This is a genomic window from Sphingobium algorifonticola, assembly GCF_004005485.1.
Lineage (GTDB): Bacteria > Pseudomonadota > Alphaproteobacteria > Sphingomonadales > Sphingomonadaceae > Sphingobium > Sphingobium algorifonticola.
In genome coordinates this window covers 1-22,548 of record NZ_RZUL01000003.1, presented here as the reverse complement: position 1 = coordinate 22,548, position 22,548 = coordinate 1, and the positions used below count along the sequence as shown (strand labels likewise).

The following is a 22,548-nucleotide window of genomic DNA, read 5'->3' as shown; positions in this document are numbered from 1 at the left end:
CATCAATCTCTTGTCGCCAGTTCGCGCACATCCGTCAACCGTCCGGTCACTGCGGCGGCGGCGGCCATCGCCGGAGACACCAGATGCGTGCGCGCACCCGGACCCTGGCGTCCCATGAAATTGCGGTTGGATGTCGAGGCGCAGCTCTCGCCCGCAGGCACCTTGTCCGGGTTCATACCGAGGCAGGCGGAACAGCCCGGCTCCCGCCATTCGAAACCGGCTTCCACGAATATCCGGTCCAGCCCTTCGGCTTCCGCCTGTCGCTTGACTAGGCCGGACCCGGGCACGACCAGCGCCTGCTTGATGCCGCCCGCGATATGACGCCCCCGCAATATCGCGGCGGCGGCGCGCAGGTCTTCGATCCGGCTGTTGGTGCAACTGCCGATAAAGATGTGCTGGACGCCGACATCCTGCATCCGCTGTCCGCTCGAAAGGCCCATATAGTCGAGTGCCGTGCGCGCAGCCGCGCGTTTCGAAGCATCCTCGAAACTGTCGGGATCAGGCACGCTGCCGGTAATCGGCACGACATCCTCGGGGCTGGTGCCCCAGGTGACATTGGGCGCAATCTGCGTTGCATCAAGATGGACCGTGCGGTCAAAGCGGGCACCGTCATCGGTCCGCAACGTCTTCCAATAGGCGACGGCCTTGTCCCAATCTGCGCCCTGCGGTGCCATCGGGCGGCCCTTGATATAGGCAAAGGTCGCTTCATCGGGCGCAAACACCCCTGCCCGCGCGCCTGCCTCTATCGACATGTTGGAAACCGTCAGCCGACCCTCGACACTCATGGCGTCGAACGTAGTGCCGCGATACTCGATGACATGGCCGGTGCCGCCCGCCGTCCCGATCCGGCCGATGATCGCCAGGATCACATCCTTGGCGCTGACACCGAATCCCAGATCGCCTTCGACTCGCACTTCCATGCTTTTCGACTTCTTGAGCAGCAGCGTCTGCGTTGCCAGCACATGCTCGACCTCGCTGGTGCCGATGCCGAATGCCAACGCACCCAGTGCGCCATGTGCCGCGGTATGGCTGTCTCCGCAGACCAAGGTCAGGCCCGGCAGGGTAAAGCCCTGTTCCGGCCCCACGACATGCACGATGCCCTGTTCCGGTGCCGTAGCGTCGATGTACCGAATGCCGAACTCCGGCGCATTGCGCTCCAGCGCCGCAAGTTGCTGCGCGCTTTCCGGGTCCGCGATTGGGATGCGCTTGCCGTCCGCATCGACCCGCGCGGTCGTCGGCACATTATGATCCGGCACCGCCAGCGTCAGCTCCGGCCTGCGCACCGGGCGTCCGGCCAGGCGCAGCCCCTCGAACGCCTGCGGACTGGTGACTTCATGTACCAGATGCCGGTCGATGTAGATCAGCGCGGTGCCGTCGTCCCGCTGTTCGACGACATGCGCATCCCATATCTTGTCGTAAAGTGTGCGAGCCTCTGTCATGCCCGTCCCCCTAGCGCCAACATTGCGATAGTTAAAGAGGGCCATGCGAACGGCGTAACTAAATGTCTATCGTACGCGATAATCGGCGATGATCGTACCGCAGGCGGCCAGTTCGGCCTCATGCCCCGCCTCACGCCAGCTTTCGGCCAGTGCCTCGGTCTCCCATTGCTGCATCGCGGGGTGTGCCAGAATATTATCCACCCACGCCTGCCCCGCCGCGCCGACGTTCAGCCCATAGGTCCGCACGCGAAAGGCTCCGGGCGCAAAGAAGGCGTCGATAGCCGTGAAATCCGCGCCCGCCAGCCAGGGTCCGCCGGAGTTCCCGATCCCCTGCGCCCATAGTTCCGCGATGCGGGCGACGTCTTTACGAAGCGCATCGGACATGGGCTTGGGCGCGACACGCACGCCGACATTCATCGTGCAGTCGTTCCGAAGCGCGGAAAAGCCGCTGTGCATTTCCGTGACCGCGCATTGCGCAAAGGCGCGCGCCGCCGCATCCTGCGGCCACACGCCGGGATGCCGGTCCGCCAGATAGAGCGTAATCCCCAGCGAATCCCAGACCGTGCGATCCCCATCGACCAGCACCGGCACCGTCCCGGTGGGCGAGAATGCCCGAAACGCATCGTAATTGCTGTCCGCCGCGAACGGCTCGACCCTATCGGCAAAGGGAATGGAGAGCGCCTTCATCAGCAGCCAAGGCCGCAGCGACCAGCTCGAATAATTGCGGTTGGCGGTGATGAGTGTGTAGGTCATGGTCGTCTCCCTTTTCGCGGCGGGGTGTATCGGGGGACACGGCGCGCGCCAAATGGAAATGCAGGGGCGGTGATAAGCTGGGCTTGTATGAGCAGCATCAAAAGCGGTCGCCAGGCGCGGAAGTTCACGGCACGTCGCGCCCCATTTTCCTACATCGGGGATGTTTAGAAGCTCGTTTCGCACTAACCGATATTCCCGTCATGCTGACGAAAGTCAGCATCCATTGGTACGAAGTTTGCGGGTTTTCTCTTCGGGAGAGCCAATGGATGCCGACTTTCGTCAGCATGACGGGGATGGGAAGATTGCACGCTTTACTTACATTCCCATCTCGCAAATGCCGGGCCAGCCTGAGGCACCCCACCCGGTCGTGCGTCCTGCGTGGCGAAAGGACGCCGCGCGGTATCAACGCCGGGCCAATGTTCGCCAGTGCATAATGCAGTCATCTGCCGCTTGGCTGACCAGCCTTCTGTGAGGCTGGCGGGGCGTGCGGCATGGACCTGCGTGCAGGGCAAGGGCTATGGGCGTTGGTGGGGCGGTAGCAAGGCTCGAGCGGTGTAGGACAGGGGAAATATGCGATTACGCTCCTTAAACGTGAGCGCGAAACAACAATGATGGTACAGAAGTACTAACAGCCATTTTCGTGTAATCTTCGCAAGCGACAAAAGAAAAATCGCGCGAGCAGAGTTGAAGCTTCTTTCATCCGAAGCTGAAAAATCCAGCCAACTTTGCAGCGGGGACAATGATGGCGATAGCCTCCCCATTGTGCGTCACTCTATAGAATGCTCCCGGCCGCATTAAAGCCCCCGTTAAATCACCTGGAGGCGATCCTCCCGCACCGGTACACCCTCCAAAGGCGGACTCATAAAATCGATATTGGCGCGGTTCATCTTCAATAGGCGTACTCTTCCACCCATCTGGAGGCAGCGGATGCACACTGCCATTTCGCCGCTCAAACCGACGCACACTATTTCCGGCCCTGTCCGTTATTTCAGCTACAACAGCAGTACAGCCTTCACGAAAGGCGAATTGACTATTAGCAAACAGGATTTGTTTGACTTCCACCTCTGCCGGAAAATATTGTTCCGGCCATGTTGGCTTTGCGCACCCCGAAAGGAGGGTTACGATGGCGATGGCAGTGAATATTCTCATCTTTCGCCTGTTCAATTTTCAATGAAGTTGATCGGCATATCCGAGAAGTTACAACATTATATCTCCGCGATGTGCAAAAACCTGACATAAACAGGTTTGCAAAATGTTATTTGATCACCTTTCCTTCACCACCGTAGGCTCCGTCACCCCCAGCCCCTCTTCGCCTTCGCCCTGCCCCGGCTTCAGCGCCAGCCAGTCGGTAAACGGCAGTCCGTAATACTGGTCGAAGAACTCCGGTTGTAACCGGAAGGGGACGCCCGCGTCGCTGTTCCACAGCATCACGATGCCGCTTTTCGTCGCGGGATCGAACATCATCGTGGAGCGATATCCCGATACGGCACCGCTGTGCCCCACCAGCCGATGCCCCTTGTAGGTGAAGCTGCGCATGCCAAGGCCATAGCCCGGATCTTTCAGTTCGCGCCCCAGCGGCGTGTTGCCATAGACGCGCGGCGTGTTCACGCGCGGCTGCTGCGCGGTCGTCAGCACATCGGCGGGCAGCACATCGGGGGAAAGCCCCATCTGCGCCTGCATCCACCGGGCCAAATCGACGATGCTGGAATTGACGCCCGCGGCGGCGGGCACGCGATAATAATAATCGAGCACCGGCAGCGTCCGCTGTCCCCGATGCGGCCGCGCCCAGCTTTGCGCACGCAGCAGCCCGTCGATGCCGACACTCGCCCCGATCATGCCGATCGGCTGGAACAGCCGCGTCATCGCGACTTCGCCATAAGGCTTGCCGGTCGCCGCGCCGATGACTTCGCTGATCGCGTCGAACGCGACATTCTGATAGCTGTGACAGGTCGCCACTGCGCAGACCAAGGGTACGTCGGCGAAGCTCTGGCGGATGCCCTGCGGCTCCTGCCCCGCCTCCAGCCGGTCGTCATAGGCGTTTTTCGGCAGGCCGCTGCGTTGCGAGAGCAATTGCTCGAGCGTCAGCATCCGCTGTGCCTCACCCGGCAGGCGCAGCGTGGTGGGATATTGGCCTAGCATATCGTTCAGCGACAGCACCCCGTCCGCCGCCAGCCGCGCCGCCAGCGTGCCCGCCACGCCCTTGGATAGCGAGGCCCAGCGGAACGCCGTGCGCTCATTCACTTTCTCGCCCGTTTCGACGGAGGCAAGACCGTATCCGCGCACGAAGACGATCTTGCCATCCTCGACCGTCGCCACGGCCAGACCCGCCATCGCCTTGTCCGCCATCATGGCGCGAATGCGGGCGTCGAACGCGCGATAATCGACCTTGCCACGCCAGTCTTCGGGGCTGAGCGGAAGCTGCGGCTGGGCTGCGAGCGCCGCGATCGGCCAGCGTGATCCATCCGGCGACGGGCCGTGCGACGGCCAGGCCGCGAGGCCCAGCGCGACACCGCCCAGAAGCAACGCGGCGACCGTCTTGGTTCGCCAGCCCGAAAACAGGCCGCCTTTGGGAGGCTTACGCTTGATCTTATACGATGTAATGCGCCGTCGTCCTTGCCTGTACATCCTCCGCCGATACGCCCGGAGCGGTCTCGATCAGCTTGAACGGACTGTCATGATCGGGCCGCTGGAACACGGCGATGTCGGTGATGATCATGTCCACAACATTCTTGCCCGTCAACGGCAGGGTACAGGCGGGAATGAACTTGGGGTCGCCGTTCTTGGACGTATGCTCCATCACGACGATGATCTTCTTGACCCCCGCGACCAGATCCATCGCGCCGCCCATCCCTTTGATCATCTTGCCGGGGATCATCCAGTTGGCGATATCGCCATTTTCCGCAACTTCCATCGCGCCCAGCACGGTCAGGTCGATATGCCCGCCGCGGATCATGGCGAAACTGTCTGAAGAGCTGAAATAGGCCGACTGCGGCAGTTCGCTGATCGTCTGCTTGCCTGCGTTGATAAGGTCCGCGTCCTCTTCCCCCGCGAACGGAAATGGCCCAATGCCCAGCATGCCATTTTCGGACTGAAGCGTAACCTCTACGCCATCGGGGATATGGTTCGCCACCAGCGTTGGAATGCCGATGCCCAGGTTCACATAGAAGCCATCCTGCAATTCTTGCGCGGCGCGCGCGGCCATCTCGTCACGGGTCCAGGGCATTATACGTTCTCCCTCTCACGCACAGTGCGGAACTCGATCTTCTTGTCATAGGGCGCACCGATGATCATGCGCTTCACATAGATGCCCGGAAGGTGAATGCTGTCGGGATCGAGCGATCCCACCGGCACGATTTCCTCGACTTCCGCAACGCAGATTTTCGCTGCCGTAGCCATCGGCTGGTTGAAATTGCGCGCGGTCTTGCGGAAGATGAGGTTACCGCACTCGTCGGCCTTCCACCCCTTGATGATTGCCAGATCGGCAAAGATGCCGCGCTCCAGTATATAGTCCTGCCCGTCGAAGCTCTTGACTTCCTTGCCCTCGGCCACCTGCGTGCCGACGCCGGTCTTGGTGTAGAAACCGGGAATACCCGCCCCGCCCGCGCGGCAGCGTTCCGCCAATGTACCCTGCGGACAGAACTCGACTTCCAGCTCCCCTGCCAGATATTGCCGCTCGAACTCTTTGTTCTCGCCGACATAGCTCGAAATCATCTTCTTGACCTGCCGAGTGCGGAGCAGCTTCCCCAGCCCCTCGCCGTCGATCCCTGCGTTGTTGGACGCTATCGTAAGGTCTTTCGTGCCTGCGTCGCGGATCGCGTCAATCAGGCGCTCAGGGATACCGCACAAGCCAAATCCCCCCGCGCACATGTGCATGCCGTCGAACAAAAGCCCCTCCAAAGCAGCGGCGGCATCGGGATACAGCTTCTTCATGGGTGTGGCCCCTCGTTCTTAAGGATAGCGATGATGCAATGCCCTTAAGCGGCGGAAACGCGCGGGTCAATTTGGGTTTTGGCAGGGAAATGCCTGAAACCAAATGGCCACAACAAAAAAGGGCTGCACCGGTGGTGCAGCCCTTCCTTGCCTATGTCAGGCGCAATCCGTGACGGATCAGACCTTGTCGCCCAATGCGCCCTTTACGGAGCCTTTGAGGTTCTGCGCTTCGCCCTTACGCTCCTGCGCGCGCCCTTCGGCAACCTGCGCCGGGTCGTTACGGGCATTGCCCACAGCCTGCTTCACATTGCCGGCGGCTTCGTTCGCCAGGCCCTTGGCCTTGTCGATCAGTTCACCCATGAGAAATCTCCTTCTGTGCGTCAGATGCCTTGCCGACCCGCTATCGAGGAGAATGCCCATATGTGCTTCCGGTTCCCGCAGATGCGACGAACCGAAAGACACTCACCCCGCCGCTTTCACGCGTGCACGATAGCTGTGCAACAGCGGCTCGGTATAGCCGTTGGGCTGTTCGATCCCGTCGAACACGAGCGCGCGCGCTGCCTGAAACGCCAGGCTCTCCGCTTCCCGCCCCGCCATCGGGCGATACAGCGGATCGCCAGCATTCTGCGCATCGACCTTGGCCGCCATCCGGACCAGCGCCGCATCCGCCTGTTCCGCCGTGCACACCCCATGCAGCAGCCAGTTGGCCATGTGCTGCGAAGAAATGCGTAGCGTCGCGCGGTCCTCCATCAGGCCGACGTCGTGAATATCCGGCACCTTCGAACAACCGACCCCCTGATCGACCCAGCGCACGACATAGCCCAATATGCCCTGCGCATTATTGTCCAACTCCTGCGCGATATCCTCCTGCGACCAGTTCTGTCCGGCGGCGACAGGAATGGTCAGCAGCGCATCGAGGTCCGCAACGGGTTCGGCCTTGCGTTCCGCCTGCCGGGCAAAAACGTCGACGGCATGATAATGCGTCGCGTGCAGCGTCGCGGCAGTGGGGGACGGCACCCAGGCGGTATTCGCGCCGGTCATCGGATGGCCGATCTTCTGTTCCAGCATATCGGCCATCCGGTCCGGCGCGGCCCACATGCCCTTGCCGATCTGCGCCTTGCCCGACAGGCCGCAGGCGAGGCCGATCTGCACATTGCGATCCTCATAGGCCTTGATCCACGCGGACGTCTTCATGTCGCCCTTGCGGATCATCGGCCCGGCCTGCATCGATGTGTGCATCTCGTCGCCGGTCCGATCGAGGAAACCCGTGTTGATGAACACGATCCGGTCCTTCACCGCATGGATGCAGGCGGCAAGATTGGCGGAGGTGCGGCGCTCCTCATCCATCACGCCGACCTTGATCGTGTACCGCTCCAGCCCCAGCAGATCCTCGATCGTGTCGAACAGGTCGTTTGTGAAGGCGCATTCCTCCGGCCCGTGCATCTTGGGCTTGACGATATAGATGCTGCCCGCGCGGCTGTTCACGAACGCGCCGCCACGCTTCAGGTCATGCAGCGCGATCAGGCTGGTCATGATGCCGTCAAGAATGCCCTCCGGCGCTTCACTGCCATCGGCGAGACGGACGGCGGGCGTCGTCATCAGATGCCCGACATTGCGCACGAACAGCAGGCTGCGACCCGGCAGCGTGATCGTGCCGCCATCAGGCGCGGTGTAATTGCGGTCGGGATTGAGGCGGCGCGTCATCATCGCCCCACCTTTCTCGAACGTGTCCGCCAGATCGCCTTTCATCAGCCCCAGCCAGTTGGCATAGGCGGCCACCTTGTCCTCCGCATCGACGGCGGCGACCGAATCTTCCAGATCGCAGATGGTGGACAGGGCGGATTCGAGGATGACGTCGGCTATGCCCGCCGGATCGGTCTTTCCGATGGGATGATCGGAATCGAACACCACTTCGATATGCAGGCCATTGTGGCGGAACAGTCGGCCCTTTTCCGACTGGCCGACATATTGCGCGGGATCGCGCAGCGCGATACCGCCGGAAACATCATCCAAATCCGACCATGAACCCGACGCCAGCGGCACGGCCTTGTCGAGAAACGCCTTCGCCCAGGCAATGACCTGTGCGCCACGTTCCGCGTCATAGCCCTTGCCGCTCGCCGCACCCGGTATCGCATCGGTGCCGTAAAGCGCATCGTACAGGCTGCCCCAGCGTGCATTGGCTGCGTTCAGCACGAAACGCGCGTTCAGGATCGGCACGACGAGCTGCGGCCCGGCCAGCGTCGCCAATTCGTCATCGACCTTGGCGGACGTAATCGCAAAGGCGTCGGGTTCGGGAACGAGATACCCGATCGCCGTCAGGAAGGCGCGATATTCGGCCATGTCGATCGGCTTCCCCGCCCGTTCGCGATGCCAGTCATCGATCTGCGCCTGGAGGGCGTCGCGCTTCGCGAGGAGCCCAGCATTGCGCGGCGCGAAACGATCGAAAATATCGGCCACGCCTGCCCAGAACGCATCCGGCGCGATGCCGGTACCGGGCAAGGCTTGCTCCTCGGTAAATCGTGCCAGCACCTCTGCGACATGAAGGCCGGATTTCTGGATCATCGTCATGGCATCTCTCCTTCGCTGCAGCATGTAGACGATCGGCATTATTCCTACTAGAGGAGTAAAAGGATCAACAGTTTTTCTTACTATGCAAAAATCATGATGGACCCCGATTACGACTTGTTTATGGCGATTGTCGCGACCGGCAGTCTGACCGGTGCAGGGCGCAGCCTGCGGATATCGCCCGCCATGGCGTCAAAGCGGCTTTCCCGCCTGGAGACGCGGCTCGGGACGCGCCTGGTCCACCGGTCGACGCGCCGCCTTGCCCTGACTGCGCAGGGCGAGAGGTTTCATGCAGATCTTGAAGGCATCATGGCTGCGCTCGCGCAGGCGGAGCGGTCAGTGGCTGGCGACGTCGAAGCGCCCGGCGGGCCGCTTCGCATATCCGCGCCAACCTCGTTCGGACGCCTTCATCTGGCGCCGCATGTCGGGGCATTTCTATCCGCGCACCCCCGCGTCGACTTTATGCTCGACCTTTCGGACGATTTCATCGATCTGATGGCAGGCACTGTCGACCTCGCGATCCGCATTACCGCCGATGTACCGCCCGGCCTCACCGCGCATCACCTGGCGGACAATGCCCGCGTGCTGTGCGCCGCACCGGCCTATATTGCGGCCCATGGCACCCCGCAGCGGCTGGCGGAGCTTGCCGGGCATCGCCTGCTCGCCGCCACGGGCCAATTGCCCTGGCGGCTCAGCGGTCCGCGCGGTACGGTGCTGCATCACGGCGTCAGTCATGTGCGCACGAACAGCAGCGAAGTGGTGCGCGAGCTGGCCCTCAGCGGTGTCGGCATCGCCTTGCGATCCTTGTGGGATGTCCATGGCGATCTGGACTCGGGTGCGCTGGTACGCATGCTGCCCGATTTCGCCGGGGCGCAGGGGATCGCGATTTATGCCGTGCATCCTCCCATGCCGCATATGCCACCCGCGCTCGCGGCGTTCATACAATTCCTCAAGGGCTTATATTCGCCCGTGCCACCATGGGACCGGCAGAGGTGAAGAGGGTTGCCACCGCCGTCCGCGCCCGGCAAAGACACCGCGCATGACGCCAGCCGCGCCGCCTTCCTCCGTCACGCACACGTCAGCAGGGGCGTCTGCCAGGCTACGCGAATGGGTGCTCGACTGGACCATCCCGATGGCGTTGCTGCTTGGCGCGGCATATCTGGCGCATGTCCGCTGGGCCAAGGGGCGCGGCATCGCAGAGATATTCTTGCTCGATCAGGATTTCCCCGTGGTGTGGGGCACCCTGCTCGCGATCGTTTTGCTGGCCTTCTGGACTACACGGGGATCGACCTTCGCACCGCGCCCGCCCAGCATGCGGATTGCGGGCGGCGCGATGCTGATAATCCTCCTGATGGCGTGGGCCGGACGGACCATCGTGTTTCAGGACTACAGCCTGTCGCGTGACGAAGAGATGGCGGAGTTCGCCGCTGCCTATATGCGCGCCGGGCATCTCGCCTGGCCGATCCCGCCCGAATGGGTCAACTATCGCCGCGCACTGGTGCCGGAGTTCTTTTCGCCCTTTGGCGCGACCCATTATTGGGCGGCGACCTATTTGCCGGTGAACAGCGCGATCCGCGCTCTTTTCGACGGGTTGGGCGATCCTGATCTGGCCGCGCCGGTGCTGCTTGCTGTCGGGCTTGCGGCATTGTGGCATAATGCCCGCCTCCTGTTCCCCGACCGCCCGGATGCGCAGTGGGTGACGCTGCTCCTGGCGTTCACCTCGGCGCAGCTTCTCGTTACGGCGATGACGCCCTATGCGATGACCGGTCATTTTGCGTTCAACATGCTTTGGCTGGCTGCTATTCTGCGCGGCGGCTGGCGGGGGCATGGCGCGGCCGCCATCGTCGCGGTGCTTGCTGGCGGGCTACACCAGTGGCATTTCGTCCTGCTTTTTATCGTCGGCTTTTTGTTCTGGTTCGCACTGAACCGCCGCTGGGCGGCCCTTGCCTTTCATGCGCTGGTCTGTGTCGTTATCGTAGCCTTGTGGGCGAAGCTGTGGCCCGCACTGCTGATCGATCTTTACGGACCGGCGTCGGACATACGCCCCTCCGCCGGGGTCGCCGACAAGATTTCCAGCCTCTTCGGCCGCGTGTTCCGTAGCTGGTACCCCCTTGCCTATTCGGTCCGCTTCATTGCCTGGAACAACCTGTTGCTGATACCGCTGGCCGTTCTGGCGGTGCTCTCGGCCGGATGGCGCGGTCTGTTTCGGGGCGATACACCGGTGCTCCCGCTGGCGCTGGGCTGCGCGGCGGGGGCGGCGCTGATGACGGCTCAAGTCTATGGCTGGGGCTTTCGCTACATGCACGGCTATATCGGCAGCTTCTGTCTGCTGGGCGGCTATGGCTGGATCGCCTTGTCACGCCAGGGGCGCCTGCCGCTGCGGTTGCTGGCGACGGCCTGCGTCCTTGCCTGTTGCAGCACGGCATTTCTTGCCTGGCGCGCGCATCTGTGGGTCGCGCCTTATGCCGCCGCCGACCGGCTGATCCGCTCCAGCCCGACCGATCTCGTGATCGTCGATCCGCGCGGCGGCGTCTACGCGACCGATCTGGCGCGCAGCCAGCACGGACGCTTTGTCCGGCCGCTGGTGCTCTCGCTCGGGATGCTCGATACTGCATCGATTGATCGGCTCTGCGCGGGATACAGCGTCGCGCTGTTCGACCGGGCGGCGTTCCTTCCGCTCGGCATCCCGCCTGCGCGTGTCCAGGCCGGTGCACTCGCCACGCTGCGCGCGCACATGGACAGCATTGGTTGCGGCATGCCTCTGCGGCAGAGTGTTCTGAACAGGTGACCGGGAAACGAAGCACATGGTTACCGCACTTGCGAAATGCGGATTTGATGTGCATCGTTGCACGCAATTGTCACGATATTCGGGCTAGGACAAAGCGTTGACTGCCGGGCGAGACGCTCTCCATCTTTAACAGTGGGAATCACATGAAACGGATACGCAAGGCTGTTTTCCCGGTTGCCGGTCTCGGCACCCGCTTCCTCCCCGCGACGAAGGCCGTACCCAAAGAATTGCTGGCGGTCGTCGATCGTCCGCTGATCCAATATGCCGTCGATGAAGCCATGGAGGCGGGCATCGAACAAATGATCTTCGTCACCGGGCGCGGCAAGAATGCGATCGAGGATCATTTCGACATGGCCTTCGAGTTGGAAGCGACGCAGCGGGAACGCGGCAAGGACATGTCGGCGCTGGAAGGAACCCGGCTGGCGCCGGGCAACGCTGTGTTCATCCGTCAGCAGGAGCCCCTGGGCCTGGGCCATGCGATCTGGTGCGCGCGCGATATCGTCGGTGACGAGCCGTTTGCCATCCTGTTGCCCGACGAGTTCATGCACGGCACACCCGGTTGCCTCAAGCAGATGGTCGATGCCTATGAACAGGTAGGCGGCAACCTCATCTGCGCGCTGGAAGTGCCGATGGAACAGACGCCCAGCTATGGCGTGCTCGATCCGGCGGGCACCAATGGCGACCTGACGATCGTAAAAGGTCTGGTGGAAAAGCCTGCGGCGGGAACGGCGCCATCCAATCTGATCGTCGCGGGCCGCTATATCCTCCAGCCGGAAGTCATGAAACTCCTGGAAACGCAGGGCAAAGGCGCGGGCGGCGAAATCCAGCTTACCGATTCCATGGCGAAGCTGATCGACAGCCAGCCGTTCCATGGCGTGACGTTCAAAGGCGACCGCTATGACTGCGGTTCCAAGGCCGGGTTTATCGAAGCCAATTTCGCGCTGGCGCTGGAACGCGACGACATCGGCGCGCATATTCGCGATTTCGCGACGAAGATGCTCGCGCGGAGCGCGTGACAGCGTCCTTGCGTGATGACCTGACCTGCGGCTAGAGCGTTCCCCGGCTGCGCCGGGGAACAGCTTTTGGACAGGAAGTCGCCATTTCGCTCATGTCACCGCATTTCTATTTTCTGGCGGCGATCTGTGCAGTTCTGTTCCTGCACCCCTATGTCACCTATCCGCTGAGCCTGCGCCTGTTGCGCGCACGGCCGCTTGCGCCCGATCCCGCGTCGCCGCTCCCCACGGCAAGCCTGCTGTTTTCCGCTTATAACGAAGAGGCCGCGCTGCCCGCCAAGATCGCCAATCTCGAAGCGATCAAGGCCTGCAATCCTGACATCGAGATCCTGGCCTATTCCGACATGAGTAGCGACGCGACGACCGCGATGCTCGCGAGGCGGCCGGACCTGCTCACGCTTGTGCCTGCGACCGAACGCACGGGCAAGGCGACGGGTATGCGGCGCATGGTGGCGCAAGCGACCGGCGACATCTGTATCTTCACCGACGCAAATGTCCTGCTCGATCCTGCGGCGGTGACACCGCTCCTTAGCTATTTCCGCGATCCTGCCGTTGGCGGCGTGTCCGGCACGTTGCGCTATATCAACGATGCCGATGGCGTGACGGCCAGCGTCGGCGGTCTCTACTGGCGGCTGGAAGAGCATATCAAGGCACTGGAATCCCGCTGCGGATCGATGATGGGCGCCGACGGCGCGATCTTCGCGACACGGCGCGCGCTCTATCCGCATGTCCCCGCGCATCTGCTGGATGACATGACAGCCTCGATCAGCGTGACGTTTCACGGTCTGCGGTTGATCCGCGCGTCCGATGTCGTCGCCTATGAAAAAGGCACCACCGATCCGCGTGACGAGTTTCGTCGAAAGCGGCGGATTGCCTGCCGGGCGTTCAACACGCATCGCCATCTCTGGCCTTCCATCCGGCGGCATTTCACGGCGCTAGATGTCTACAAATATCTGTCGCACAAGCTGTTGCGCTGGTTCGGCGCACCGATATTGGCCTGCGGCATAGCCGCGCTGCTGCTTGCAATGACGCTGAACGGTCTTGGTGCCTATGCGCTCGGTCTGGCCCTGGCGAGCGGTGCGCTGTTCGTCGCTGGCCGACTGTTTGCGGTGCCAGTGCTGTCGCAGATAACCGAAATAGCCCTATCGATCGCGGCCACCTTCATCGGCGTTATCGATGCGCTACGCGGGCGTACCTACGCCATATGGACGCCCGCCGCCTCCCGCAACTGATCGCGCAGGAAAGGCGGCGGACTATCATTCAGCGATTATAATAGTCTCGATACCATTCCGCAAAGCGACCTAGGCCTTCCTTCAGCATCACCTTGGGCTTGTACCCCGTCAGGGCGTGCAGTTTGGACACATCGGCATAGGTCGCTGTCACGTCGCCTGGCTGCATCGGCCGCATGATCTTTTCCGCCTTGTGGCCGATCGCCTCCTCCAGCGTCTCGATCATCGTCATCAGGCCCACTGGATGGCTGTCGCCGATGTTGAGCACCCGGTTGACACCGCGTTCGGGGGGATTGTCCAGCGATCCGATGATGCCATCGACGATATCGTCGATGTAGGTAAAGTCCCGGGCCATCTTGCCCTCCCCATAGACTTCGATCGGTTCGCCCTTCATGATCTTGTTCGTGAAGGAGAAATAGGCCATGTCGGGCCGACCCCAGGGTCCGTAGACAGTGAAGAAACGCAGTCCCGTCTGCGGAAATCCATAAAGCTTGGCATAGGCCTGGCTCATCAGCTCACAGGATCGCTTGGTCGCAGCATAGAGCGACACGGGCGACATCGCCGCTTCATCCTCAGTAAAGCCTTCACCGCCCATCGGCTTTTCGCCGTAGACGGAACTGGACGACGCATAGACCAGATGTTCGAAGCCTTCGGCGTGCCGGCACGCTTCCATCATGGAAAGATGGCCCGCCAGGTTCGACTTCTCATAGGCAAAGGGGTTCTCGATGCTGTAGCGCACCCCGGCCTGCGCCGCGAGATGAACCACCCGCTTGACCCCGTTGTCACGCACCAGCGCGGCCATCGCTTCGACGTCGGACACGTCCGCGCGATGGAAGCTGAACTCCCGACGCCCGTTGAAGGTCGAAAGCCGCGCTTCCTTCAGGGCCGGGTCGTAATAATCATTGACGATATCGACGCCGATGACTGTTTCACCGCGCTCCAGCAGACGATGCGCGGTGGCGTGCCCGATGAACCCCGCGGCACCGGTGACAAGTACAGGTCCGCTCATGCTCACCGGCCGACACCATGATAGGTGAAGCCTGCACCTTCGATCATGTCGCGCGGATAGACATTGCGCAGATCGACGATAAGCGGCTGTGTCAGCAGCGCCTTGATCCGGTCGAGATCGAGCGCGCGGAACGCATCCCATTCGGTCGCAATGACCAGCGCATCTGCGCCTTCTGCGGCATCATAGGCACCGGTGCAGTACACAAGCTTGGGCAGCAGAGGCTTTGCCTGCTCCATGCCTTCGGGATCATAGGCCCGCACGGTGGCACCGGCGTCTTCGAGCGTCTGGGCGATGGCGATCGCCGGGCTGTCGCGCATGTCATCGGTGTTGGGCTTGAAGGTCAGGCCAAGCAAGGCGACGGTCTTGCCACGCACGTCGCCGCCCATGGCCGCAATCACCTTGCGGCCCATGGCGCGCTTGCGATTGTCGTTGACTGCAACGACCGCTTCCACGATCCGCTGCGGCGCATCATAATCCTGGCTGGTCTTGAGCAAGGCCAGCGTATCCTTCGGGAAGCACGACCCGCCATAGCCCGGACCGGCATGCAGAAACTTCGATCCGATGCGGTTGTCCAACCCAATGCCGCGCGCGACATCCTGCACATCCGCGCCCACCTTTTCGCAAAGATCGGCGATTTCGTTGATGAACGTGATCTTGGTGGCCAAGAATGCATTGCCGGCATATTTCGTGAGTTCGGCCCCGCGACGGCTCATTTCGATCAGTGGCGATTTGTTGAGATAAAGCGGGCGATAGACCTGCCGCATGACTTCCAGACCGCGTGGATCGTCGCCACCGATCACGATGCGGTCGGGCCGCTTGAAATCGTCGATCGCGGCACCTTCGCGCAGGAACTCGGGATTGGAAACGACGGCAAACTCGGCTTGCGGATTGGCCTCGCGAATGATGCGCTCGACTTCGTCGCCAGTGCCCACAGGCACGGTGGATTTGTCCACGATTACGGTGAAGCCGGTGATGGCATGCGCGATTTCCTCGGCGGCGGCATAGACATAGGACAGATCGGCATGGCCGTCACCGCGACGCGACGGCGTGCCTACCGCGATAAACACGGCGTCGGCGTCCTTCACGCCTTCCTTGAGATCGGTGGTGAAACGCAGCCGCCCTGCCGCGACGTTGCGCGCGACCAGCTCGTCCAGGCCAGGCTCAAAGATCGGCATGCGCCCTTCCAGAAGCGCCGCGATCTTCCGCTCGTCCTTATCGACGCAAACGACGTCATGGCCGAAATCGGCAAAGCACGCCCCCGAAACCAGACCGACATAGCCTGAACCAATCATCGTGATATGCATCGTCGTAGCAGCTCCACCATTTTATGTTGCGCCGCACCATAGTGGCGGCAAAGAAGTTCGCAAGGCGATTAACCGCGATATAGGCAGGCCTGCGGCGATAATCCGTTCATCCGCGGCTTTCAACAGAAGACAAAGTCAGATTTATGAAATCCCGCAAGAGCCAAGCTGTTCGGTGCATCACGATCCATTGCATTGCGTAACACGCATGAGGCCGACGCACTGTCGAGCAAGCCTGGATTGATTGCCGATCAGAATGCGTTTTTGTGCACCACGACCATCCCCGTCGCGATAAGGATCGACAAATCCCGCCAGATGCTCCACCCCTCGACATATTCAAGATCGGAGTTCAGCCGGTTCTGCAAGTCCGAATGCTGCTCTGTCGCGCCGCGGAACCCGCGGATCTGCGCAAGACCGGTGATGCCGGGCTTCAGCGCATGGCGATGCCAATATTGCGGGTCGACTTCCCAGAACAGCTTGTCCCCGGCGCGAGAGCCAAGCGCATGCGGGCGCGGCCCCACGAGGCTCATGTCACCGATCAGCACGTTGATAAGCTGAGGCAGCTCGTCGATGCTGGTCGCGCGGATGAAGCGACCGACGCGCGTAATCCGGTTATCGGTGCGGCTGGCCGATGTCGCGCCCTCAAGGTCACACTGGTTGTGATACATCGAACGGAACTTGAGGATGTTGAACATGCGGTTACCGCGACCGATGCGCTGCTGCTTGAAGAAAATGGGTCCGGGCGAATCCAGCCGAATGGCCAGCGCGACAAGCAGCATGAGCGGCGCAAGCAGCACCAGCGCGGGAATCGTTACCAGCAGGTCGAGCGCACGCTTTTTGGCGCGGTTCGCCAGCGCCAGCGGGCCATGTGCGACAACCAGCGTATGGTCAGTGCCATGCCGACCGACACCGACTGGCCGGATCATGTTGATCGACGGCATCATCAATTCGCCGGTGATGTTGGCCCCTTTCAACAGCAGCGACCATGACGCCCAGCGTTCAGGCTCCGCAATGACGACCGCACGGTCGAAGCTGCGGAGGATGACGCCAAGGCGATGCAGCATCAGCGGGTCGTTCAAATTAGGCTCGATCCCGGCGTAGCGGGCGATGACGATATTCTCGCCCGACACCTGCACATCGTCGAGCGGCGCATCGACAATCACGATTTCGCTGCTCAGGCCCTTGCCATGCGCCTGCCGGACATAATGCCGCATGCCGGTACGGTTTATCACGATGAGAAACGCGCTGATGAGGCTGCCTGCGCCGACCAGTCCCCGCGAGAGATGTTCGAGCATCTGGATGGCGTAACATCCGGCGATCACCACCGAAATCGTAGCCGCCAGAGACAACAGCGCGGAACGGACGCTCGCGACGCTGCTGACCACCGCGGCAAGCGAGTAAGCCTGATTTGCGAATGCGAACACACCGTAGATCGGCACGATGATCAAAGCGACAAACAACCCCTGTTCGAGGCTCGCGGTAACCAAGGGAATACGCGATGCCAGCAGGAACCCGACGAGGATGGATGCCACATCACCCAGGCAAAGCACGCTGTACAGCCGGAGCCGCAACGATTCCTTATCAAGGCGGGCGCCCGTCTCTATCGGGGCAGCAGGACGGCTAATATACTCTAATTTCGACACAAGTTACCTCGAGTAACTGTTGGCTCGGAACTGGCGGCGAACTCTCTAACACCGATTTTGCTGCGGCACAGCATTTCTACGTGCCTACTGTATGGATAGCAATGGTTGATATAGTGTTATACGAGCACCGGACTATATATAGCGACGAACTGATATAAGTAATTCAGCAGAAGAAATCGCCCGCAAATGCTGGTCGCGCAGCGTATCGCTGTCTCAAAGCGGGACTGGCCAGAACTCCGGCGAGGGCAGTTAAGCCCATGCTTACAGATACTTATGCTGCCACGCAAAAAACGCGTTGCGGAAGCGCGGTTCGCCGCACCTGCGCCACCGATGGTCGGAGGACGCAGCGATGTAAACCGGTTCACCCTGCAGCAGTCTTGCGGAAACCGGAAACGGCCGCGTCAATATAGCTGATATGCCGCACCGGGCAGCGACAGGCCCTGTCCTTCGGTCGGCAGCACCGTAGAACAGGGCCCGGCATGCTTGCTACATGGGATGCGTGATGTCAGAGGACGGGTGCACCGGTCGTAAGCGACGCCAGCACCGATGAAGCGTTGGTCATGGTGACGCCGGAGTCGATGATGTGGTCGCCATCGCTGTCCCAGAACAGCCAGCTATCGCGCGCGCCGTGCACCGCAACCTTGTCCTCGCCCTTGGCAATCAGGCTGGAAGCAAGGCCGAATGCCGTCGCATAATTGCCGCGCGTCATCATCACGCCGGTCACATCGGCCCATTCGACGAGCTTGTTGTCGATCAGAACGCAATCTTCGGCCGTCAGATCGACGATACGGTCCTCGGCAGCTTTCACCGTCGCCCCGCTTTCGCCCGAAGTGAAGCAGAAAAAGTCCTTTCCGCCGTTGCCGAACAACGTATCGGCGCCAGTGCCGCCAAAGAACATGTCGTCGCCCAGACCACCTTCGAGCCAGTCGTTGCCAGTTCCCCCGATGATCTGATCGTTCCCGGCACCGCCGAACAACCGGTCGTTTCCATCAAGACCAGTCAGGATATTATTCGCCGCATTGCCGACGATCTGGTTGTCCTGGCCATTGCCGGTGCCGTTGATGGCACCATCCTTCATCGACAGATTTTCGACATGGGCATCGAGCGTGTGCGACACATAGCTCACCACCAGGTCCTTGGCACCACCATCGGCCGTTTCCACGATGCGCTCCAGTTCCGATCGCACGGTGAACGTGTCGTTGCCGCTGGTGCCCTGTACATAGATGGTGGGATCATAGGCCGGCGGTACAGCCAGCGCCACATCCTCCTCCACAACTGGCACCTGCGCATCGGCCGCCTGCTTCGCGGGGTTTACTGTCACATCGGTCATGGAAATCAGGCTGTCCTGCACCACTGCAACCAGCGTCTTGATCGAGGTGCCGCCCACGCCATCGTGATCGACCGAAACATAGCTGTTGCCGTCGGCATGCGCGATCTCGACGAAATCGGACAACTGGTTCTGGCTGCTGTCGAAGCTCTTCACCACGGCGCTCAGGTCGACCTTGCCGCCGCCTGCCAGGAAACCGAGGACGGCCTGCGGCGTGTTCAGCGCCACGACATCCAGCTTTTCGCCTTTTGACAGGTCGACCTTCTTCGCGGACAGGCGCGCGCCCTTCTCATCGAAGCCGTCGATGATGCCGTTGATATATTCTTCGACGTTGGTGTAGCCATCGCCGTCGGCATCGCCCTTGTCGTCGGCAACGCGCTTGTCGTGGCCGTACAGATCCTCATACCAGTCCGCCATGCCGTCGCGATCGCTGTCCGTTGCGGCGACCGGTTGGGCTTTCTCTGCCGGGGCGGTGTAGACTTCAGAAACCGTGTTGATGATGCGCCCGGTGCCGCTGGCCGCCTCGGCGACGATGCGCGTATCGATCGCGTCGCGGCCGGAGCCGTTGACGGCGCCGACATTGGCAAGGACATGGCTGCGCACGTCACTGGAATCGAGAATGGTGAGGCCGCTGCTGTCGTCATCGGCCAGGCGGACGGTGGCGTTGCCTGAATGTCGATAATAAATACCGTTCTGATTCTGGTTACCATTCGCGTCCACGGCGGTCTTCAAATAGACGTTGTCGACAAGGGTTATCAGGCTGTCGGAAGCCATGGTTGCCAGCATCACCGGTGCCTTGGTTTTGTTACCCGTATCGACGCCCGGCTGCCAGACATTGCCGATCACGTCGACCGAGGTCGTCAGCGTCCCGCTGTTGCCGCCACCGATCGCCGTTCCGGCATGCGCCAGCCCATAGTTATGGATATAGTTGTTGATGAACTCGATATCCTGCCCGGCGCGGATTTCGGCGTTGCGCTGCATATTGTCGGTCAGCAGATTCTTGGCAACGGTAATCCGCTGCGCATCATCGTCTGCACCGCCCCAGTTCGAAATCAGCAGCCCCTTGCTGTGCTCGCCCTTGCTGTGCAGGCTGCGGCTCAGGCTTTCGCCAACAATATTGTTGGTGAAGGACACGTCCTGCACCTTCCCGTTGATCGCGACATTTTCATCGATCGCCCAGGTGAAGCTGTTGTGATCGATCACGACATTATTCACGACGAAGTCGGTCGTACCGATCATCAGCGCGTCGCGATCGTCCGGCTTGTGCCCTTCGCCGTCGCCGGGACGAATGTGCATGCCGCGCATGATGACTTCGTCGGCCTTGATCCGCACACCCGCTCCGGCGAGCGTGATGCCTTCACCCGGTGCCGTCTGTCCCGCGATCGTCACATTGCCATTCTGGATCAGGATGTTGCTTTTCAGGTTGATCGTGCCACCGACGTCGAACACAATGATACGAGGACCGCTCAGGCTTTCGAGCGCCCAGCGCAAAGACCCGATCCCGGTATCGTTCAGATTGGTGACGTGCACGACGGTGCCGCCGCGCCCGCCGACGGTCGCCGCACCGAAGCCTTCCGCGCCTTCAAATGCTCCCACAGTATCGCTCATTGCCTGCCCCTTGGAAATTGGTGAGGGCAGAATTGACAGCGCCAGCGTAAAACCAAGTAAGTGAACGCAGTTGATCAGGCGTAAACCATCAAAGCGGCGGAAATGCGCGATAATCCGGCGAATATGCGCGACCATGCTGAGCACAAGAACCATTCCTTTGGCCGGATCAGTCAGAAAAACGGCAGGGCTTGATGATTTTCACCATGACATGCCGGTTGGCGATGGTCGATAGGGCCGTGCACTCCATTCACGGGCGCGACGCCACAGCCGACCGCGGCGTAAGCCTTCTGACGACAAAAAAGAGGCGCATCGAAATGCGCCTTTTTTTTTGGGGCCTGTGTCGCGGTGTCAGATCAGCGGAGCGAAATCTAGTTTCGAAGCGTCGAAACCAGCACCCTGCACTTCAAAACCGCCATTGTCGAACAGGCCGTCGTTGTCGGTATCGAAGGTCACGAACCAGCGCCCATAGACGTTGTTGATCGCCACATTCGCTCCCGCAAAGGCCGACACGTTGATGACGTCGGCTGCATCGAACTTCACCAGATCGTTGTCCAGCGACGTAAAGACGAACGTGTCGGCATCGACACCCCCGGCCAGAACATCCCTGCCCGCACCGCCGAACAGGATATCGTCGCCCGCGTCGCCGAAGAGTTGATCGTCTCCCGCTCCGCCGTAGATGATGTCATTGCCTGTCTGGCCGCTGATGACATTGGCGTTGCCATCGCCCGTCAACACATCGTTGACGCGCGATCCGCGCAGATTTTCGAAGCCGCTGACCCGATCGGTCCCCGCCCCGCCGGTGTTCTGCAACTGGGTGATGGCCAGCGAAACCGTGACGCCGGTCGTCATCGACGAATAATCGAGCGTATCGATGCCGGTGCCGCCCGCCATAACGTCATCGCCAAGGCCGCCGTCGATGATGTCGTCGCCCGAATCCCCGGAAAGCTGATCGTTACCCGCGCCGCCGATGATCCGGTCATTACCCGTCTGGCCGCCAATGACGTTGTTGCCGGCATTACCGGTCAGCACGTCGTTGGCGCGCGACCCGCGCAGATTTTCGAAACCGCTCACACGGTCAAGACCCGCGCCGCCTGTATTCTGGACACCACTGTTGGCAAGGCTAACGGTGACGCCGACCGTCATCGTCTGGTAATCCAGCGTGTCGATGCCGAGACCGCCGGACAGAATATCATCGCCCAGACCGCCATCGACGAAATCATCGCCATCGTCACCGAAAAGCTGGTCGTTCCCGGCGCCACCGAACAGACGGTCATTGCCGCTGTCGCCGCGCAGCACGTTGATCTTGCTGTCGCCATAGAGCACGTCATTGCCCAAAGACCCATTCATGTTCTCGATGCTGATGAATGTGTCGATGCCTGCCGGGCCAGTATTGAGCGGCGTATTGTCGCGCAGCCGCATGGTCACGCCCTGACCGTTCACGATCGCGATGTTGCGATAGCTGACGGTATCGTTCCCCGCCGCCCCGTCGAACAGCTCGTCGGCCAGCGTGCTGAAGAACAGATCATCATCGCCGCTGACCGGCGGCGATACCGTAAGCGCCACCGTCGCGGTATCGGTGCCCCCTGCCCCGTCGCTCACCGTGTAGGTAAAGCTTGCCGCACCCGAATAGCCCGCCGTCGGCGTAAAGACCGCATTGCCCCCGACGATCGCAACGCTGCCGTTGACCGCGTTCTGGACCGAAACGACGCTGAGCGCACCGCCATCGATGTCCGTATCATTGCCCAGCAGGCTGGCCAGGCTGATCGACCGGGGCGTTTCATAGGCAGTGGACCCGCCGTTATCGTTGACGGCGTCGGGCGCATCGTTGACGGCCGCGATGGTGAGGCTCACCGTCGCCGTATCGCTGCCGCCCGCGCCGTCGCTCAGCGTGTAGGTGAAGCTGTCCGTGCCGTTGTAGTTAGCGTTCGGCGTATACACGAAGC

The 22,548-nt window shown here is 61.4% G+C and carries 17 protein-coding genes; 4 read left to right on the top strand and 13 right to left on the bottom strand.

All coding sequences use genetic code 11. From position 1 onward, the window contains the following. Positions 1-2 precede the first annotated feature (2 nt). The 8 genes from leuC to ENE74_RS09240 all read right to left on the bottom strand — a co-directional run bounded on the left by leuC (position 3) and on the right by ENE74_RS09240 (position 8,690). The gene (leuC, locus tag ENE74_RS09275) at positions 3-1,439 is read right to left on the bottom strand and encodes a 3-isopropylmalate dehydratase large subunit (protein ID WP_127690671.1); all 1,437 of its coding nucleotides are present in this window, start codon (positions 1,437-1,439) and stop codon (positions 3-5) included. A gap of 66 nt (positions 1,440-1,505) precedes the next feature. After that, positions 1,506-2,192, bottom strand: a complete 687-nt coding sequence (locus tag ENE74_RS09270) for a glutathione S-transferase family protein (RefSeq protein ID WP_127690670.1) — start codon at positions 2,190-2,192, stop codon at positions 1,506-1,508. A gap of 696 nt (positions 2,193-2,888) precedes the next feature. Further along, positions 2,889-3,341 (bottom strand): hypothetical protein, encoded by a 453-nt coding sequence (locus tag ENE74_RS09265; RefSeq protein ID WP_127690669.1) that lies wholly within the window; start codon positions 3,339-3,341, stop codon positions 2,889-2,891. Positions 3,342-3,455: 114 nt separating this feature from the next. After that, a complete protein-coding gene (locus ENE74_RS09260; protein ID WP_127690668.1) occupies positions 3,456-4,817 on the bottom strand; it encodes a serine hydrolase domain-containing protein in 1,362 nt (453 codons plus the stop codon). Continuing rightward, the gene (locus tag ENE74_RS09255) at positions 4,780-5,415 is read right to left on the bottom strand and encodes a CoA transferase subunit B (RefSeq protein WP_127690667.1); all 636 of its coding nucleotides are present in this window, start codon (positions 5,413-5,415) and stop codon (positions 4,780-4,782) included. The genes ENE74_RS09260 and ENE74_RS09255 overlap by 38 nt, the downstream gene beginning before the upstream one ends. Next, on the bottom strand, positions 5,415-6,122 hold the full coding sequence (locus ENE74_RS09250) for a CoA transferase subunit A (RefSeq protein ID WP_127690666.1): 708 nt from the start codon (positions 6,120-6,122) through the stop codon (positions 5,415-5,417). Before ENE74_RS09250 ends, ENE74_RS09255 begins: the two co-directional genes overlap by 1 nt. Positions 6,123-6,299: 177 nt before the next feature. Then, positions 6,300-6,482, bottom strand: a complete 183-nt coding sequence (locus ENE74_RS09245) for a CsbD family protein (protein ID WP_127690665.1) — start codon at positions 6,480-6,482, stop codon at positions 6,300-6,302. Between the two features lie 102 nt (positions 6,483-6,584). Further along, a complete protein-coding gene (locus tag ENE74_RS09240) occupies positions 6,585-8,690 on the bottom strand; it encodes a malate synthase G (RefSeq protein WP_127690664.1) in 2,106 nt (701 codons plus the stop codon). 93 nt (positions 8,691-8,783) lie between these two features. Between ENE74_RS09240 and ENE74_RS09235 the strand changes: the two genes are divergently transcribed. The 4 genes from ENE74_RS09235 to ENE74_RS09220 all read left to right on the top strand — a co-directional run bounded on the left by ENE74_RS09235 (position 8,784) and on the right by ENE74_RS09220 (position 13,720). After that, positions 8,784-9,683, top strand: a complete 900-nt coding sequence (locus ENE74_RS09235) for a LysR family transcriptional regulator (protein WP_127690663.1) — start codon at positions 8,784-8,786, stop codon at positions 9,681-9,683. A 43-nt stretch (positions 9,684-9,726) separates the two neighbouring features. Then, positions 9,727-11,475: an MFS transporter gene (locus tag ENE74_RS09230; RefSeq protein WP_420902580.1), complete on the top strand. Its 1,749-nt coding sequence runs from the start codon at positions 9,727-9,729 to the stop codon at positions 11,473-11,475. A gap of 143 nt (positions 11,476-11,618) precedes the next feature. Next, entirely contained in the window at positions 11,619-12,491 is an 873-nt protein-coding gene (galU, locus tag ENE74_RS09225; protein ID WP_127690662.1) for a UTP--glucose-1-phosphate uridylyltransferase GalU, read from the top strand. 92 nt (positions 12,492-12,583) lie between these two features. Then, entirely contained in the window at positions 12,584-13,720 is a 1,137-nt protein-coding gene (locus tag ENE74_RS09220; RefSeq protein ID WP_127690661.1) for a glycosyltransferase, read from the top strand. Positions 13,721-13,748: 28 nt separating this feature from the next. On the opposite strand, the gene ENE74_RS09215 is transcribed toward ENE74_RS09220, so the two are convergent. The 5 genes from ENE74_RS09215 to ENE74_RS09195 form a co-directional block, all read right to left on the bottom strand. Further along, entirely contained in the window at positions 13,749-14,726 is a 978-nt protein-coding gene (locus tag ENE74_RS09215; RefSeq protein ID WP_127690660.1) for an SDR family NAD(P)-dependent oxidoreductase, read from the bottom strand. Positions 14,727-14,728: 2 nt separating this feature from the next. Further along, positions 14,729-16,030 (bottom strand): UDP-glucose dehydrogenase family protein, encoded by a 1,302-nt coding sequence (locus ENE74_RS09210; RefSeq protein WP_127690659.1) that lies wholly within the window; start codon positions 16,028-16,030, stop codon positions 14,729-14,731. A 248-nt stretch (positions 16,031-16,278) separates the two neighbouring features. Beyond that, complete coding sequence (locus tag ENE74_RS18495) at positions 16,279-17,559, bottom strand: sugar transferase (RefSeq protein ID WP_241241929.1); 1,281 nt, start codon at positions 17,557-17,559, stop codon at positions 16,279-16,281. 616 nt (positions 17,560-18,175) lie between these two features. Next, positions 18,176-20,605: a type I secretion C-terminal target domain-containing protein gene (locus ENE74_RS09200; RefSeq protein ID WP_164847439.1), complete on the bottom strand. Its 2,430-nt coding sequence runs from the start codon at positions 20,603-20,605 to the stop codon at positions 18,176-18,178. A 348-nt stretch (positions 20,606-20,953) separates the two neighbouring features. Continuing rightward, a partial coding sequence (locus ENE74_RS09195) for a tandem-95 repeat protein (RefSeq protein ID WP_164847438.1) occupies positions 20,954-22,548 on the bottom strand: 1,595 nt, incomplete at its 5' end.